The sequence below is a fragment of the Candidimonas humi genome, from assembly GCF_019166065.1.
GTDB classification, from domain to species: Bacteria; Pseudomonadota; Gammaproteobacteria; order Burkholderiales; family Burkholderiaceae_B; genus Candidimonas; species Candidimonas humi.
Genome location: NZ_JAHTBN010000007.1, coordinates 58,642 through 72,168, shown reverse-complemented (window position 1 = coordinate 72,168; position 13,527 = coordinate 58,642). Strand labels below are relative to the sequence as shown.

The window sequence follows — 13,527 nt, the reverse complement described above, 5'->3', positions numbered from 1 at the left end:
TAATCGCAAACGGAACAGGCATTCCATTTGGAAATTGTGATTTTTCGTTGCGCCTTGCGAGTTCTTTTCAGCCGTGCCGACTTCGAGGATCGCATGAACTTATCGCCGGCGCGCCGGGCCGGCTCGCGATGGCTCGCGCTTTGCTTTCAATGGACCTCATCTTCCGACAGGGCCACTCCGGCCCATCGCCCCGCTTGTACCAGGTGCTTGATCTCGTTGCGCACTATTTGCAGCGTATTCCACAACTCGGGGGCAGGGTCGCGGTTCCTCGCCGTGACGACAACGATATCGCGTGTTACAGGGGGATCTACAAGACGCGCCGCCTGCAGCCTCCCATGGGAAATTTCCCGGGCTATGATCGCATAGGGCATAAGCGAATAGCCGATACCCTCTTCGACCAGATGCTTCATGGTGGCGCTGCCCGTATTGCATTCCAGACGTATATTCAACCGGAGGCCCAGGTTGCGCGCCAGCGTCTCCGCCATCATGCGTGAACCATAGGGCGTAGCGGGCAGCAACAGGGGAAATTCGCCGATTCGGGTCGACTGGACTTCGGCCCCTAGCGGTGCTGCGGTGATCGGGCCGACCAGATAGATGGATTCCTTCAACATAAGGCTGTCGTACGTCAGGGATGCGGGAACCGGGGCGTAGACCACCCCGATGTCTACTTCGCCCTCGGCCAGCATGTTCAAGATGTTGCTTACCAGGCTTTCGGCGAAATGAAGAACGGTGGCGGGAAACGCATGCGCCACCGCGTTGGCTATCCGGCCGAACAGTACCCCGGCGATGGTCGGCGGCGCGGCGATAGACAGGCGTGGCGGCCCCGCATGCGAAAGCGCGTGTGCGGTGAGGCGCGCCTGCTCCAAGGATTCCAGAACTTTTCTTGCAGGCTGTAAAAACGCCTTGCCCGCGTCTGTCAGCACGACCCCTCTGCCATTGCGATAGAAGAGACGCAAGCCGCTCTGTTGTTCCAGACGGGCGATGTGGCGGGTAATCGTCGATTGATCCATGCCCAGTTCCAGAGCCACCCGCACAATACTGCGGTGATGGGCAACCTTGGCAAACAGTTCCAGATCATCCGAATTCATGGCTCGTCATCCTCGCCTTGGCGAAATTTTGGAATAAATGCATATCTGATATGGAGGTTATGCGGAATTATTGCACCTGTCGGGCCCTACAATTTTTTTCGACCGGCTTTGCGCAGCCATTGTTCGAGCTTCTTACGATCCACGGCGCGCATCGGATGCCGGGCCCGAGTTCAACAGTCGACAGCCCCGCAACGGGATTCGCGCAGGAGCGCAGGAAAATGAAAATCCAAAAAATACAGGCCTACGCAGTCTCTATTCCGCTGGAAACGACGTATTGGGTCAGCAACGAAATCATCGACCGATGCAGCCAGATCATTGTGCAGGTGCTCACGGACGAAGGGGTGACCGGCGTCGCGACGCTACACGGCCGGTCCATGCCGACTGTGCTGCAGGTAGTGGAGCAATTGAGCGGCTATCTGGCCGGTATGGACGCATTGGCACACGAAGCAATATGGGCAAAGGTTTTCGGCCTGACGACGATCTCGCCTGACGCGGCGCGCGCGTCCGGGGCGCCTTCGTATCTGGGGGCTGACAAGCGCCCCGCGCTGCTGGCCGCCATGGCGGGGATAGATATCGCATTGTGGGATATCAAGGGCAAAGCGGTGAGCTTGCCGGTGTGGCGGCTGTTGGGGGGCGATCGCACTTCCATACGAGCATACGTGACCGGCGGCTATTACCAAGTCGATCGCGATTTGTTCGATATCGGACCAGAGATGGCCGGTTATGTAAGCCAGGGATTCAACGGCGTAAAAATGAAGGTCGGCGGCTTGAGCTTGCCCGCCGATGTGGCGCGCGTCAAAGCGGTGCGGGATGCCGTGGGGCCGTCCACTATGCTGATGGTCGATGCCAACTGCGCGTATACGCTCGAGCAGGCCATCGAGGCAATTCGCGCTTTCGAACCCTACGATGTCTACTGGTTCGAAGAGCCGCTGCATTGGTACGACTCGGTACGTGCGATGGGGAAATTGGCGCAATACACGCATGTGGCCCTGGCGAGCGGCGAGTCCGAGCAGCATTCGTGGGCCTGCCGCGATTTGATCGATCTCGGGGCGATCCGCTACATGGAGTTCGACGCTACCCGTTCTGGCGGCGTCACCGAATGGTTGCGCGTAGCCGCCTATGCGCAATTACATGGCGTCTCGATGGCCACGCATCATGATCCCCATATTCATGGCCATCTGGCTGCCGCGGTTCCCAATGGCGCATGCGTCGAGGTCTTCCTGGACGAAAAGCGCGACCCCTTGTGGAAGATGTTGTTTCGTGAACGTGCCCAGTTGCGGGATGGGCAATTGCATCTGAGCGATCTCCCCGGCTTTGGCTTCGATATCGATTGGGATGTCGTGAAGCGATTCCATATTTGAAGGCTGGCTCGGCTTATACGAGCAAACATAATGCATGCACCCCGAATCGGGCTGAATGCGGGAAGGCTCATGGGCTGCGCTGCGGCCCTGTGCAGGAAACTCGATACGTTCCAAACGCTAATGTTTCCACCGCTATAGCGATATAGGCAGGCCTTCCCTTGGTCGAGGCAGGACGGGAAGGGCCTTTCATAAAACGAATCTTTGCATCGGCGAGACCGTCACCCGATGGTATCGAGCCGAAAGAGACTCATAACGACAGGAGATAACTATGCAAATCTTTCGATATTTCGCCGCGGCGCTGCTGTGCGCCATGCTTCTTCCGGGATCCGCGATGTCCGCCGACAAGTATCCCAGTAGGCCGATCACGATTGTCGTACCCTTTTCAGCGGGCGGAGCAAGCGATTTGACCGCGCGTTTCGTGGCGAAGAAATTGAGCCAGCGTATTGGTGTGTCGGTTATCGTGGACAACAAGGCGGGCGCTTCGGGCACCATCGGCGCCCAGTACGTGGCGAGGTCGGCTCCGGACGGTTATACCCTCATGCTGGTGGACACCTCGTTTTCCCAAGTCACCGCGATCGGCATGAAGATGCCTTACGATCCCGTGAAGGACTTCACGCCCATCAGGTTGATCGTCACGGTGCCGGCTGTCGTATGCGTGAATACCAAGGTTCCCGCACATACGCTCAAAGACTTGCTGAATCTGGCGCGCCAGTCTCCGGGTCGCATTACCTACGCATCGGGCGGCGTGGGCAGCCCGCTGCACATGGCGGCAGCTCTGCTGGCGATCGATTCAGGGACGCAAATGCTCCACGTACCCTACAAGGGCGCGGCTCCGGCAATTACCGACACCATAGGCGGCCAGACGCAAGTGGTTATTCCGGCGCTTGCCGCGGTGTTGCCGATGTTGAAGGCAGGCAAATTGCGTGCTCTTGCCGTAACTACGCTGCATCGTTCGGCTCAGTTGCCCGACGTCCCCACGGTTGCCGAAGCCGGCGTGCCCGGTTATGAAGCAACCTCGTGGTTCGGGCTGACCATGCCGGCCGGCGCGCCGAAGCAGGTAGTCCAACGCCTGCGTGATGAATTGGGCGCCATATTGGCCGAGCCGGACGCCGCTGCATTTTTTGGCAAGCTGGGCGCCAACGTTGCGGTTCACCAAGATGTTCCCTTTCCTGTCTTCGTCAAGCAACAGATCGGCAAATGGACCGACGTAGCCCATAAGGCAAACATACACGTCAAATGAAAGCCGCGCGTGGCGGCCGAGGCAGAGCTGCTGCCCACATTTCAAGAATGTCATTTCATGACGGCACATGGACCGGAGTCGAACCCGGTTCGTGGCTTGCCTCCGATGGTTTCGACTTACTTCGCACGGACCGTACGTTGCCTCATGGCGGCATTGATGTGGCTCAGGCCCAGGGCCGCGGCCAGCGCCACCAGGCCGGCAAACAGCAGGCTGCCGGCATTGGCGTCCAGGTTCTCGAACCACTGGGTGTAAAGATCGATCGCGGCAAAGACCGCCACAGTATTGAGTACCCAGCGGCGATTGCGCCGCCACGCCCAGATGCCCGTCGCCAGCAATACCAGGGCCCACAGCACGGCGAACACGGGTGCGCTTATATAGCCCTGGGCCAGCGTAGGGTCCGCCGCGTAGCCGCGGCCGATATGGTCGCCCCACAGGGATCCCACCCAGAATCCGAGATTCACCAGGAATATCGATGTTCGCGTAGCTGCTTCGGTGATCTTCAGGTAGGCCGCCGGAAGGACTGCCGAAAGGCGATGCAGCCCCGCCGCCAGCAGCGAGAAGAGCACGATGGTATAGATCGGCTTCTGGATTTCCAGCCCGTAGCTGGCATGGAAATAATCGGTGCGAGAGCCTATGCATCCCGCCAGCATCAGTGTGGCAAGCACGGCCATGAGGCTGCTTCTGGAGAGGGCCGCGATGACGGCGAATGCCACGGTTACCGTCAGCATGGACTGCAGGCTGCCATCGTCGCTGGCGATCAGGCCGCCGCCCGCCATCAGCGCACCCACCAGAACGCAGATGTTCGCCAGCAACTGCCACTGGGCCAGGCTTGCCCGATGCAGGAGCATGCCCGCCAGCAGCACGCACAGGCCGATCACGATGGCGGTAATTGCCGTCGGAACCAGGGCCAGCGCCGCGGCGGCGACCGCGACTATGCCGAATCCGACCAGCAAATTGAAGGCCAGCGTGCCGGTGGTGGCCGCGGCCAGCCGGCCCAGCCTGTCGTGCTCGGCCTGCGTGATGTCGCCATTGCGCAGCAGTTCGTCGAGATCCAGCGTGACCTTCATCAAATGCTCCGGGAAGTTCCGGCGGATGCGCCGGAAAGAAAAGAACAATGGCTAGCGGTCGGCGTTGTCAAGGCTTGGGCCTCAACAGCAGCCGGCCGCATATCAAGCCGATTACCGCGCCTATCACGACATCTATCATGCGCACATAGCCCGCGGTCTGCGTGCCCAGCGTGAGCACCAGAAGCAGCGAAACGCCGGCCTGGATGGGCACGACAGGGCCCATCCCGAAGGACGTCGCTATCATCATCGAAACGAATACGCCGACTCCGGTCGCCACGGCCGGCTCGGGAATGAAGCGCGCCACTTCGCCTACCAGGATGCCCAGCGCCACCCCCAGGACCAGGCCCCAGGCCTGTCTCCGGTGGCTGGGGATGCCGGGCCCCAAGGCGACAATGGCGATGACCGCGGCAAATATCGGGTGTGTGTGGTCGAATAGTTTCTGTGCGACCACCCAGGCCAGCATCGCGGCAACGGTCGCGGCCGCAATCTCGCGCCACGCGCTGCGCCATCTGTCCCATATCGTCAGGCCTAAATTGCATAGGCCTCTTGAGGTCGATCGAGGGATTTGGTCGGGGGCCGGCTTTGCCGCCGGCGCGGCGTGGTCATCGTCATTCATGCGACACCCCATGGGCCCGAGCGTGCAAACGATCTGGTCCGGCAGCGCCGCTGGCGCCCGCAAGCCGGGCGCCTCGGCTCGCATCACAGCCCGGGGCTGGTATCCATCGCCGCCGTACTGTCAGGTGCCGAAGATCGAAAAAAAGATTCGCGAATCGATGCGGCAAGGTGAACATCCATCACAGGTGAATTGTTCCGTTGCATCGTACCACGCGGGCAGCGCGATCCGGCCTGCGCGTCAGCGACACCGAAATCGGCCGCATCGGGATGCTGATCTGCGGCGAGAATACCCAATTCCCAGGCCCGCTATGCGCTGATGGCCGATGGGGAGCAGGTGCTCATCTGCGCGTACCCCGCCATCACGGCGGCCCGACGAGGCCGCGCCGCCTCATTTGGTCGTATAGCCGCCGTTGATCAGAATGGTCTGGCCGGTGATCCACCAGCCGTCGCTGACCAAGTGGCGGATGAAGGGCACGACATCCTGGATGTCGGTCAGGCCGGTCTTGCTGAACCCAGACAAGGCTGCCGCGGTCTTGTGGTAGGCCACCGCGTCGGTGCCTTCGGCCGGATAGAAGAACGGCGTGTCCATCGGCCCCGGGCCGACCGCGGTCACCGAGATGCCGCGAGCCCCGAATTCCTTGGCGGCCGCGCGAGTAAAATGCTCCACCGGCGCCTTGGTGCCTGCATAGGCGGCATAGAACGGCGTAAAGGCGCCCAGCAGCGACGTCACCAGGGTGACGATCTTGCCGTTGTCGTTGACATGCCTGCCGGCCTCCTTGAGAAAGAAGAATGCCGACTTCGAATTCACGGCGCTCATCTCGTCGTATTCCGCTTCGCTGATCTCGACCAAGGGCTTCTTGAGCACCTTGCCGACTGTGTTGATCGCGATGTCCGGCTTGCCGACCGCCGCGACGGCCTCGGCGAACAACTTCTCGACGGCGCCGGCGGTCGTGAGATCCGCCTGGAAGGCAAACGCCCGCGCCCCGGCGGCCTCGATGGCGGCCGCGGTCGCCTCGGCATCGGGCCGCGTCGCGGCGCTGTTGTAGTGGATCGCCACCGCTTTCGCGCCTTGCTGCGCGAGGTCGCGCGCAATCAAGCCGCCCAGGTTCTTGGCGCCGCCGGCGATGAGAACGACCTTGCCTTGAATACTATGTGCAGACATCGGAACTCCTTGTTGAAACGAGGGATTTCTTTATCCTATAGAGCAATAAAACTGGAATAAACCAGCAATTTAAGCCTAGACTATCCATAAATCACTACCAATTTCCAATTGCAGGCTTATGGATCGTATCGACCAGCTCCGCATCTTCCTGCGTGTCGCGCACTGCGGCGGCTTCAGCCTGGCCGCGGCGCAGCTGGGAGTGCCACGCCCCACGGTTTCGCTGGCGATCCAGCAACTGGAGACGCGCATGGGCACGCGGCTGTTCAACCGCACGACCCGGCGCGTCAGCCTGACGCAGGACGGCGTAGCGGTACTCGAGCGCGCCATCGCCCTGGTGGCCGACAGCGACGAACTCGAGCAACAGTTCCGGCCCCACCCCGGCGCCTTGCGGGGGCGCCTGCGCGTCGACATGCCCAGCCGCATTGCCCGGCGGCAAGTGGCGCCGGCCTTGCCGGATTTTTTCGACCATCACCCGGGCATCGAGATCGAGCTGGGATCGAGCGATCGCGCCATCGACCTCGTCCAGGAGGGCATCGACTGCGCCTTGCGCGTAGGAGAACTTTCGGCGAGCAGCCTGGTGGCGCGCCCGCTGGGCATGATGCGGCTGGTCAATTGCGCCAGCCCGGCCTACCTGGACCGCCATGGCGTGCCGCGCACCCCGGCCGATCTGGCGCAGCATCTTGCCGTCAACTACGCGCAGCCCGCCAGCGGCCGGATCGTGCCTTGGGAATGGCGCGATGAAGGGCAGGGCCGCAGCCTCGCCATGCGTTCCCAGGTCATGGTCAACAATGCCGAGACATACATCGCCTGTTGCCTGGCCGGTTCGGGCCTGATCCAGATTCCGGCCTTCGACGTGCGCGAGCATCTGCAGCGCGGCGAACTGGTCGAAGTGCTGACGGATTGGCCGGCGCCGGCAATGCCGGTGCACATCGTATATCCGCATCGGCGCCATTTGTCGCGGCGCGTGAGGGTGTTCAGCGATTGGCTCGCCGGGATTCTGGTGCCTTGTCTGGAAGCGGACGGCAAGGTGTGATGCGAGATGGCGGTGCGAGGCCCGTCTTTCGGCTTTGCGTAAATTGGCGGTGCCCGAGACCGGAATCGAACCGGCACGTTCCGCGGCGTTTATCGACGCCCGTCAGATGACGCGTTTCTTTGAGCCATCCCGTGCCATAGTCATCCCGAAAGCCTGTCGCCGAGATTCCGCAGCGAAGCGCGCCACCACTCGGCGGCGCGCAGCAGCGTGACGTGTTCCGGGAAGCCGTGCCGGGCGGCGTGCTCTTGCGGGATCGTGTCCCACGCCCGATGTTCGATCGACACGCGCGTCTCCTCGCCTGCCGGCTCAAAGAGCACCTCCACTTCGGTCGATTGCTGGGGCGGGAAACTGGCCTGGCGCCAAACGAACATGAGGCGCTTGCCAGGCTCCCAGGCCAGGATGCGGCCGATCTCGAAGAGCTCGCCGTTGGCGAGCCGCGTGACGAGGCGGCCGTTCGGGCCGGGCTCGAAACTCAGCTCGCCATCGCCTTCCGGCGTGATCTGAAACAGGGGGTCCGGCTGCCACCAGGACGCGATGTCCTGGGTAAATGCCTCGAAAGCCCGCGCCGGATCGGCAGGCACGCGAATGGCGATATAGACCTTCGACGTCATTTCCCGGCCTTCCGCAAATGCGCCTTGAACGCCGCGAGCTGCCGCGCCCACAATGCATCCGTCTCTGCCAGCCAGGCCTTGAGTTCGCCCATTGCCTCGGCCTTCAATCGATAGATGCGGACCCGGGAGTCGAACTCGTCGCGGTCCTCCTCGACCAGGCCGCACTGGCGCAGCGTCTTCAAATGGCGACTCATGGCCGGAAAAGAAATCTGCGCCGCCTGCGCCAAGTCCCCCGCCCTCAGAGGCCGCTCGCGCAGGAGATCGACGACGCGCCTGCGATGCGGGTCGGCGAGCGCCGCCAGCGTGCGATCGAGGCTATGCGCACTTGCCGCGGCTGGAGCTTCGACGACATCATCATGCCGAGGCCCGCGGCCCAGGCCTTGGGCGCTCACTGCAGCCGCTCGAACTTGAGGCCGGTCGCCTGCTCCATTTCTTCCTCCGAAACGCGGCGCACTGCCTGCGAGAACGTCCAGAAATGGCCTTCGAGATCGGCCGCTATGTAGGAGCGGTCGCCGTAGAACTGATCCTCGGGATCCTTCACGATTCTCGCGCCGGCTTGCCGCGCCCGTGCGCAATGCTCGTCGATGCCGTGGTCGATGCGCACATGGACGCGCTGGGTGTTCTTGCCGCCCAGCGATAGAGGGCTGCGGGTCCAGTCCGCCCACTCGGGCCCGATCATCACGACGCCGTCGCCATGCGTCATCTCGGCGTGGACTACATTCCCTTCGGCATTGGTAAGAACCATGCTCGGCTCGAAGCCAAAAACATCCTGCAGCCATTTGAGCGCGGCCCGAGCGTCCTTGTATGCGATCGACGAGATGAACGAGGGCCGACGGGGTATAGCAGTAGACATGGCGGGACTCCTTGAATATTGCCGTTACATGGAATATTTAACAACAATAGAAATTATATTGTCGAGCAGATATACATCTTGATGCATCGAGTCCCGTGGAAGATTTGGCTGGCGCGCACGGCTTCCGCTGTTGGCCTGGGCCTCGAAAAAATCCTGTCGTCCGGCCAGCTGTGGCGCGAATTCGCGGAACTGCTCCACAAGCCCGGTTATTGGCCCAGTGCGGTTGGAACGGGTGACTACCCATCACCTACATCGATCGGTCACGGTGCTACCGCATTTGCCCGGATTTTGTGATTAGCATAGGCCAGGGCGGCTCCAGCGAGCGCAGCCGACTTCAGCATTCCTGAATGTTACACAACGAGCCACCAGAGTCAGGCGGCTCGCCTGCGGTTCACCGACGAGGGGATGCCCTAGCCGGGCCGCTCACCGAGGCTTGGTTCTGTACGTGAAAGCTCTAATCAGAGGGCTCCTTCCCCTTGGCTGCTGTACAGACACATCGCCCCCCTTGCTAAGGATTTATTTGGGGGTACAATTAACTATGCGTACTGTGATCGAAACTCTCACATTCCAGAAGCAAGCCGCTGAAATTTGGCACGAAGAAGAGCGGCATGCCTTCATTGACTGGATTGCGGAAAACCTAGACTCGGGCGATGTCATCCCTGGGGCTGATGGGGCTCGAAAGGTGCGCTGGGCCCGCAAGGGCATGGGCAAGCGTGGCGGGGCCAGGGTGATTTACTTTCACCTGGTCGATGACGAGGTCGTGCTGTTGGTCATGGTGTATGCCAAGGCCGAGCGCAAGAACGTGATGCCCAAGGAAATCAAGCGGAGGAAAGTATGAAGGCCCTGAAGAAACTGGATATGGAAAAGGTGGCAAAGGCTATCGAGGCCGATGCTGGCCAGGCACTTCCTGGTCTGCGCGACTCCCTGGCCGAAGCCAAGGCTGGCAAGTTCGCGGAGATCCACACGCCGGCAAAGATTGCCAAGCGGCGAGGACGTCCCGTGGGCAGTACTCAAGCTGTGACGAAAGAGGCGGTAAAGCTGCGTCTCGATGCTGACGTTCTGGAGGCGCTTCGCGCCAGCGGGGACGGCTGGCAGACCCGTACCAACGATATGCTGCGTGCGTCCCTGGCGTTGGCAGGGAAGGTCGCTGCTGCTCGTTGAATTTTTGAATGGTGCCGGGGCCGGAATCGAACCGGCACGCCTTGCGGCGGGGGATTTTGAGTTGGCGTTTCAGGCTACTTTCCCAGGGAAGTGGGGCAATGCCGAGTGCATCTTAAACTATATAATAGTACTTATAAATCAATTGATTATGTTATTTTGGCGAAGTTCGTCAGAACTGATGCCTGTACCGCTACTGTACCGAAAAGCGAGGTGTCGGTACAGTTCAGTACAGTAGTGGACCTAATCTCGGCGACTCGTTTGGTTGATGCATGCGAACGTCGAAAAAGGGGAATATGCGGTGATTGTCATGGCTAATCACCGCAATTTTTGCTGGGAGTGCGTGGGTGCGTGTGTCGCTGCAAACAATGATGTGCAGAAGCGCTTAGGCACCGTCAATCAACTCGGCCACGTCGCTGGCTCGAAAGTAAACACGTCTTCCCACTTTCCGCTTTGCCGTGTTCCATTGCCGGGCGAATTCGGATTGTCCGCAGAGCGCAAGCCGTAGGCCGTCTGGGCTGCGTTTTAACAATTCGGATAATTCGACTAACGACAATAACGGTCCGTACCGTTTGATCAATTGTTCTTCGGTGGTCACTGAACAACTCCAGGTTATGTCTCCCTGTTGCATGCTCGCCGGGAGTGATTGATGGTGAGCAGCTTTTCAGACGCTACTCTATCTGTATGCAAAGTGCGCTCACGCATGAGACCTTGCGGGCATGAGTGTCAGCGAAGTGCTCAGCATGCGGCTGTCTTATTACGTTCAATGAGCGCATGCAAACTGGCGGCCGTAATGCCACTGGATCGTTTGCCGATCTTGATCAAGACCAACTGCCCTTCATTGACGAGGCGGTAGATCGTGGAGCGGGATACGCCAAGTTTGGCCTCGGCAGTGTGTATGCGATAAAGCAATGCGTCGTCAGACGGGCGAGGGGTCTCGCTGCTGCCAAATGACACACTAAAAGGTGATCGTTGAGATTGTCTCTCCATGTTCTCTCCTTTAAACCTTGGAAAGCATCCTAGGACGATCTCCAGGATGCTTTCCAAAGCGGGCGCAGCCAGCGCCCTGGTAGTTGGCTCGCCAAATAACCGCGATGGGAACCAATTGCTTTGATCATTTTCGGTAGAGCCCGTCGTTGTTGATCCACAAGTGTGGTTCGTCGGGATACTGAAGACTGTGGTCTTTGCCGCTGTCATCGACGGATTACGCGCCATCCATCGAGGGGGGCTGCCTTCGGCAGCACCGGCGTCCGGTAACAAGGATCGTCGTTGGTGCTCTCAGTTCATGCCAGTCACGACCGGCCCAAGAGCACAACGATTTTTCACCTGATTTGCTCCTACCCAGGTGCATGTCACCCCGCATATGCATGCTGGTAACTCGGGTAGCCGCGCACTCACACCGCCCGCAATGGGGCAGGGCGCGGTTTTTATCGGTGTTGTGTTGTTAAAGAGCAGGGTTGTTGTAATCATTACGTACTTATTTTTTGGCGTCAATAAATAAGTACTGAATCTGGGCCGAATAAAAGGTAAAAATTTTTGAACGGAGAAATCCTATAAACCGGCTTAACCCAATAAGAAACGCCCTGATTCGTTACGAAATTCAGGACGTTGGGGAGGGAAATGTTGTTTTTTGCGATGAGGAGCGTAGCTCGCAGGCTTATGTTTGATCTTTGTTGTGCCTGGCTTGCTGGTTAATTTTCATCTTGATGTAGTCGCCGATGTCTTCCAGGACGGAAGCCGGTAACTGTTCAACGACATACTGGGGCATTTCTGGCCACGGCCAAGGCATTTCGAACATGTCTCCCTCGCCTGTGACTAGCCATTCAGCGCGAATTTTGAGGGCGGCTGCAATCCAAACAAGATGGCGGGACGACTCAATGCGTCCGCTTTCGATATGGGCAATAGCGCCTTGACTCACGGGAGGGGTAAGAAGGCGGGCCAAGGCGTCTTGGGACAGTCCTCGCTTCTTGCGTGCGATGATCAAGCGCTCGCCGATGCTGCCTCTTGAGCTTGGTTGCATTTTTGCTGTCATTGTTCTCGTGCGCGATACTGGGAGTGTAAGTCTATATTTATTTAAAAGGCATTGCCTGTCCAATTTTTAGGATGGCCAATTTTATTAAATAAATACTTAATCTTGGGCCGTTGTGACACTTCATGAGACGGTGTGGGAGATAAGAATTGTCAACAGCGAGGGTTTTCGCCAATCGGTCTGCCTAGACGCCCCGCGGGATGTTAGGACGATGTTGAATGACCGTTTAACCAAGACCGGATGAGACTCTGTATCCGCGTCAGCCCGACCGCTCCTGGTCGAATGTTGCTCACTGCGCCTACGTGTTGAGTTTGGATGAATGCGTCATCCTCAAGCTGGGCAACGCATGTCTGCCCGGGCAATAGCAGTATGCACCATTCAGGGGGAATCATGCCGACGCGCAGCGCGTCATGGTAAATATGGGCTGACTCCATCGCGTCCAAGATATTTGACTTTCCGCTGCGCCATTTCGCGTCGAGTACGACGGCGCTGGTCTTTGAGGATCGGCGTTGAGCGATGACAATATCGGGTCGAAGCTCTCGCGATGGGCTCCGACCTCGACAATTGGTGTTCGATTTCAATGACGGAAATATCGCTTGAAATAGGACCTCGAACACATGATCGTGATTGAGCGTAAATTGGACGGCATGTTCGGCGACGACGGTCGTGGCCGAACAGCGCATTGGGGTGAGCCTGGTGATGTCGGCGATGCAGGTAACGACGCATAGGAAACCCCACAACTCATAAATGTCCCATGACGGAGAGATATGAAGCCGGTCGCCGGCTGCGTTGCCGTCAGTCTGTGTGGCCAGTGCGCGGGAACCTGGGTTATTGTTAATTCGGTGGGTTGAGCTACGGAAGTATGGTCCCCGGGAGATTGAGCTGCTCGTGCACTGAAGTCAATCATGACTCCCACTCGATCATCATCAAGAGAAAAATATCCATATATATCAATAATTTATTTGTATTAATGCTCATGATGCCATGAAAAATACCATGCAACACCAAGAGAAATTGAACTAGCCACTCTCGGACGGCGCTCAACCTCCAGCCTTGCGCCGCTTCTCCCGCTCGGCGTGGGCCAGGTCGGCGGGCCACCTCGCCAACTCGTCATCGGTGAGGCCCGCCAGGATTTGCGGCAGGTTCATGGTCCGATGCGGAGAGGTCGGCAGATCATTGGACGGCGGGCCGTCGGTGATGAAACACGGCTCGGCCGAGTCGGTTAGATTTAAGTGCGTCATGCTCACTCCTCCGGTCTAGTGGCTAGCAAATGTGCGCCTCAAGCATCCGTTGTAGGACGCTTGAGGCGC

General features: G+C 59.3%; 16 protein-coding genes. 5 read left to right on the top strand and 11 right to left on the bottom strand.

The features are described from left to right. Positions 1–146: 146 nt before the first annotated feature. Positions 147–1,088 (bottom strand): LysR family transcriptional regulator, encoded by a 942-nt coding sequence (locus tag KVP10_RS15615; protein WP_217965542.1) that lies wholly within the window; start codon positions 1,086–1,088, stop codon positions 147–149. 218 nt (positions 1,089–1,306) lie between these two features. On the opposite strand from KVP10_RS15615, the gene KVP10_RS15610 reads away from it, so the two are divergent. After that, complete coding sequence (locus KVP10_RS15610; protein ID WP_217965541.1) at positions 1,307–2,449, top strand: mandelate racemase/muconate lactonizing enzyme family protein; 1,143 nt, start codon at positions 1,307–1,309, stop codon at positions 2,447–2,449. 331 nt (positions 2,450–2,780) lie between these two features. Beyond that, positions 2,781–3,689: a tripartite tricarboxylate transporter substrate binding protein gene (locus KVP10_RS15605; RefSeq protein WP_217965540.1), complete on the top strand. Its 909-nt coding sequence runs from the start codon at positions 2,781–2,783 to the stop codon at positions 3,687–3,689. A gap of 116 nt (positions 3,690–3,805) precedes the next feature. On the opposite strand, the gene KVP10_RS15600 is transcribed toward KVP10_RS15605, so the two are convergent. From KVP10_RS15600 to KVP10_RS15590, 3 genes are all read right to left on the bottom strand, one after another. Next, positions 3,806–4,756, bottom strand: a complete 951-nt coding sequence (locus KVP10_RS15600; protein ID WP_217965539.1) for a hypothetical protein — start codon at positions 4,754–4,756, stop codon at positions 3,806–3,808. Positions 4,757–4,823: 67 nt separating this feature from the next. Continuing rightward, entirely contained in the window at positions 4,824–5,372 is a 549-nt protein-coding gene (locus KVP10_RS15595; RefSeq protein WP_217965538.1) for an FUSC family protein, read from the bottom strand. Between the two features lie 387 nt (positions 5,373–5,759). Beyond that, the gene (locus KVP10_RS15590; protein ID WP_217965537.1) at positions 5,760–6,533 is read right to left on the bottom strand and encodes an SDR family oxidoreductase; all 774 of its coding nucleotides are present in this window, start codon (positions 6,531–6,533) and stop codon (positions 5,760–5,762) included. A 118-nt stretch (positions 6,534–6,651) separates the two neighbouring features. Here KVP10_RS15590 and KVP10_RS15585 point away from each other — a divergent pair, with 118 nt between their 5' ends. Continuing rightward, complete coding sequence (locus KVP10_RS15585; protein WP_217965536.1) at positions 6,652–7,566, top strand: LysR family transcriptional regulator; 915 nt, start codon at positions 6,652–6,654, stop codon at positions 7,564–7,566. Between the two features lie 140 nt (positions 7,567–7,706). Here the strand turns inward: KVP10_RS15585 and KVP10_RS15580 are convergent, their stop codons facing one another. The 3 genes from KVP10_RS15580 to KVP10_RS15570 are packed head-to-tail and all read right to left on the bottom strand — an operon-like array spanning position 7,707 to position 9,030. Further along, entirely contained in the window at positions 7,707–8,177 is a 471-nt protein-coding gene (locus KVP10_RS15580; RefSeq protein WP_217965535.1) for an SRPBCC domain-containing protein, read from the bottom strand. Beyond that, positions 8,174–8,569, bottom strand: coding sequence for an ArsR/SmtB family transcription factor (locus KVP10_RS15575; RefSeq protein WP_343218753.1), 396 nt, complete (start codon positions 8,567–8,569; stop codon positions 8,174–8,176). Before KVP10_RS15575 ends, KVP10_RS15580 begins: the two co-directional genes overlap by 4 nt. After that, positions 8,566–9,030, bottom strand: coding sequence for a VOC family protein (locus tag KVP10_RS15570; protein ID WP_217965534.1), 465 nt, complete (start codon positions 9,028–9,030; stop codon positions 8,566–8,568). The genes KVP10_RS15575 and KVP10_RS15570 overlap by 4 nt, the downstream gene beginning before the upstream one ends. Before the next feature lie 538 nt (positions 9,031–9,568). On the opposite strand from KVP10_RS15570, the gene KVP10_RS15565 reads away from it, so the two are divergent. Next, the gene (locus tag KVP10_RS15565) at positions 9,569–9,868 is read left to right on the top strand and encodes a DNA-binding protein (RefSeq protein WP_217965533.1); all 300 of its coding nucleotides are present in this window, start codon (positions 9,569–9,571) and stop codon (positions 9,866–9,868) included. Next, positions 9,865–10,191: a BrnA antitoxin family protein gene (locus KVP10_RS15560; RefSeq protein ID WP_246600729.1), complete on the top strand. Its 327-nt coding sequence runs from the start codon at positions 9,865–9,867 to the stop codon at positions 10,189–10,191. Before KVP10_RS15565 ends, KVP10_RS15560 begins: the two co-directional genes overlap by 4 nt. 735 nt (positions 10,192–10,926) lie before the next feature. On the opposite strand, the gene KVP10_RS15555 is transcribed toward KVP10_RS15560, so the two are convergent. The 4 genes from KVP10_RS15555 to KVP10_RS15540 all read right to left on the bottom strand — a co-directional run bounded on the left by KVP10_RS15555 (position 10,927) and on the right by KVP10_RS15540 (position 13,458). Then, positions 10,927–11,178 carry a helix-turn-helix transcriptional regulator gene (locus KVP10_RS15555; protein ID WP_246600728.1) on the bottom strand — a complete coding sequence of 84 codons (252 nt, stop codon included), beginning with the start codon at positions 11,176–11,178 and terminating at the stop codon, positions 10,927–10,929. Positions 11,179–11,845: 667 nt separating this feature from the next. Continuing rightward, a complete protein-coding gene (locus tag KVP10_RS15550; RefSeq protein ID WP_217965532.1) occupies positions 11,846–12,220 on the bottom strand; it encodes a helix-turn-helix domain-containing protein in 375 nt (124 codons plus the stop codon). A 200-nt stretch (positions 12,221–12,420) separates the two neighbouring features. After that, positions 12,421–12,957 (bottom strand): nuclease domain-containing protein, encoded by a 537-nt coding sequence (locus KVP10_RS21615; RefSeq protein ID WP_217965531.1) that lies wholly within the window; start codon positions 12,955–12,957, stop codon positions 12,421–12,423. 300 nt (positions 12,958–13,257) lie between these two features. Then, a complete protein-coding gene (locus KVP10_RS15540; RefSeq protein ID WP_217965530.1) occupies positions 13,258–13,458 on the bottom strand; it encodes a hypothetical protein in 201 nt (66 codons plus the stop codon). Positions 13,459–13,527: the final 69 nt, after the last annotated feature.

Excerpts from the sequence above, each read along its gene's own strand:
- KVP10_RS15555 (WP_246600728.1), bottom strand. The coding sequence starts at position 11,178 with ATGGAGAGACAATCTCAACGATCACCTTTTAGTGTGTCATTTGGCAGC.
- KVP10_RS15540 (WP_217965530.1), bottom strand. The coding sequence starts at position 13,458 with ATGACGCACTTAAATCTAACCGACTCGGCCGAGCCGTGTTTCATCACC.
- KVP10_RS15565 (WP_217965533.1), top strand. The coding sequence starts at position 9,569 with ATGCGTACTGTGATCGAAACTCTCACATTCCAGAAGCAAGCCGCTGAA.
- KVP10_RS15550 (WP_217965532.1), bottom strand. The coding sequence starts at position 12,220 with ATGACAGCAAAAATGCAACCAAGCTCAAGAGGCAGCATCGGCGAGCGC.
- KVP10_RS15585 (WP_217965536.1), top strand. The coding sequence starts at position 6,652 with ATGGATCGTATCGACCAGCTCCGCATCTTCCTGCGTGTCGCGCACTGC.
- KVP10_RS15595 (WP_217965538.1), bottom strand. The coding sequence starts at position 5,372 with ATGAATGACGATGACCACGCCGCGCCGGCGGCAAAGCCGGCCCCCGAC.
- KVP10_RS15580 (WP_217965535.1), bottom strand. The coding sequence starts at position 8,177 with ATGACGTCGAAGGTCTATATCGCCATTCGCGTGCCTGCCGATCCGGCG.
- KVP10_RS15605 (WP_217965540.1), top strand. The coding sequence starts at position 2,781 with ATGTCCGCCGACAAGTATCCCAGTAGGCCGATCACGATTGTCGTACCC.
- KVP10_RS15570 (WP_217965534.1), bottom strand. The coding sequence starts at position 9,030 with ATGTCTACTGCTATACCCCGTCGGCCCTCGTTCATCTCGTCGATCGCA.
- KVP10_RS15600 (WP_217965539.1), bottom strand. The coding sequence starts at position 4,756 with ATGAAGGTCACGCTGGATCTCGACGAACTGCTGCGCAATGGCGACATC.
- KVP10_RS15590 (WP_217965537.1), bottom strand. The coding sequence starts at position 6,533 with ATGTCTGCACATAGTATTCAAGGCAAGGTCGTTCTCATCGCCGGCGGC.
- KVP10_RS15615 (WP_217965542.1), bottom strand. The coding sequence starts at position 1,088 with ATGAATTCGGATGATCTGGAACTGTTTGCCAAGGTTGCCCATCACCGC.
- KVP10_RS15610 (WP_217965541.1), top strand. The coding sequence starts at position 1,307 with ATGAAAATCCAAAAAATACAGGCCTACGCAGTCTCTATTCCGCTGGAA.
- KVP10_RS15560 (WP_246600729.1), top strand. The coding sequence starts at position 9,865 with ATGAAGGCCCTGAAGAAACTGGATATGGAAAAGGTGGCAAAGGCTATC.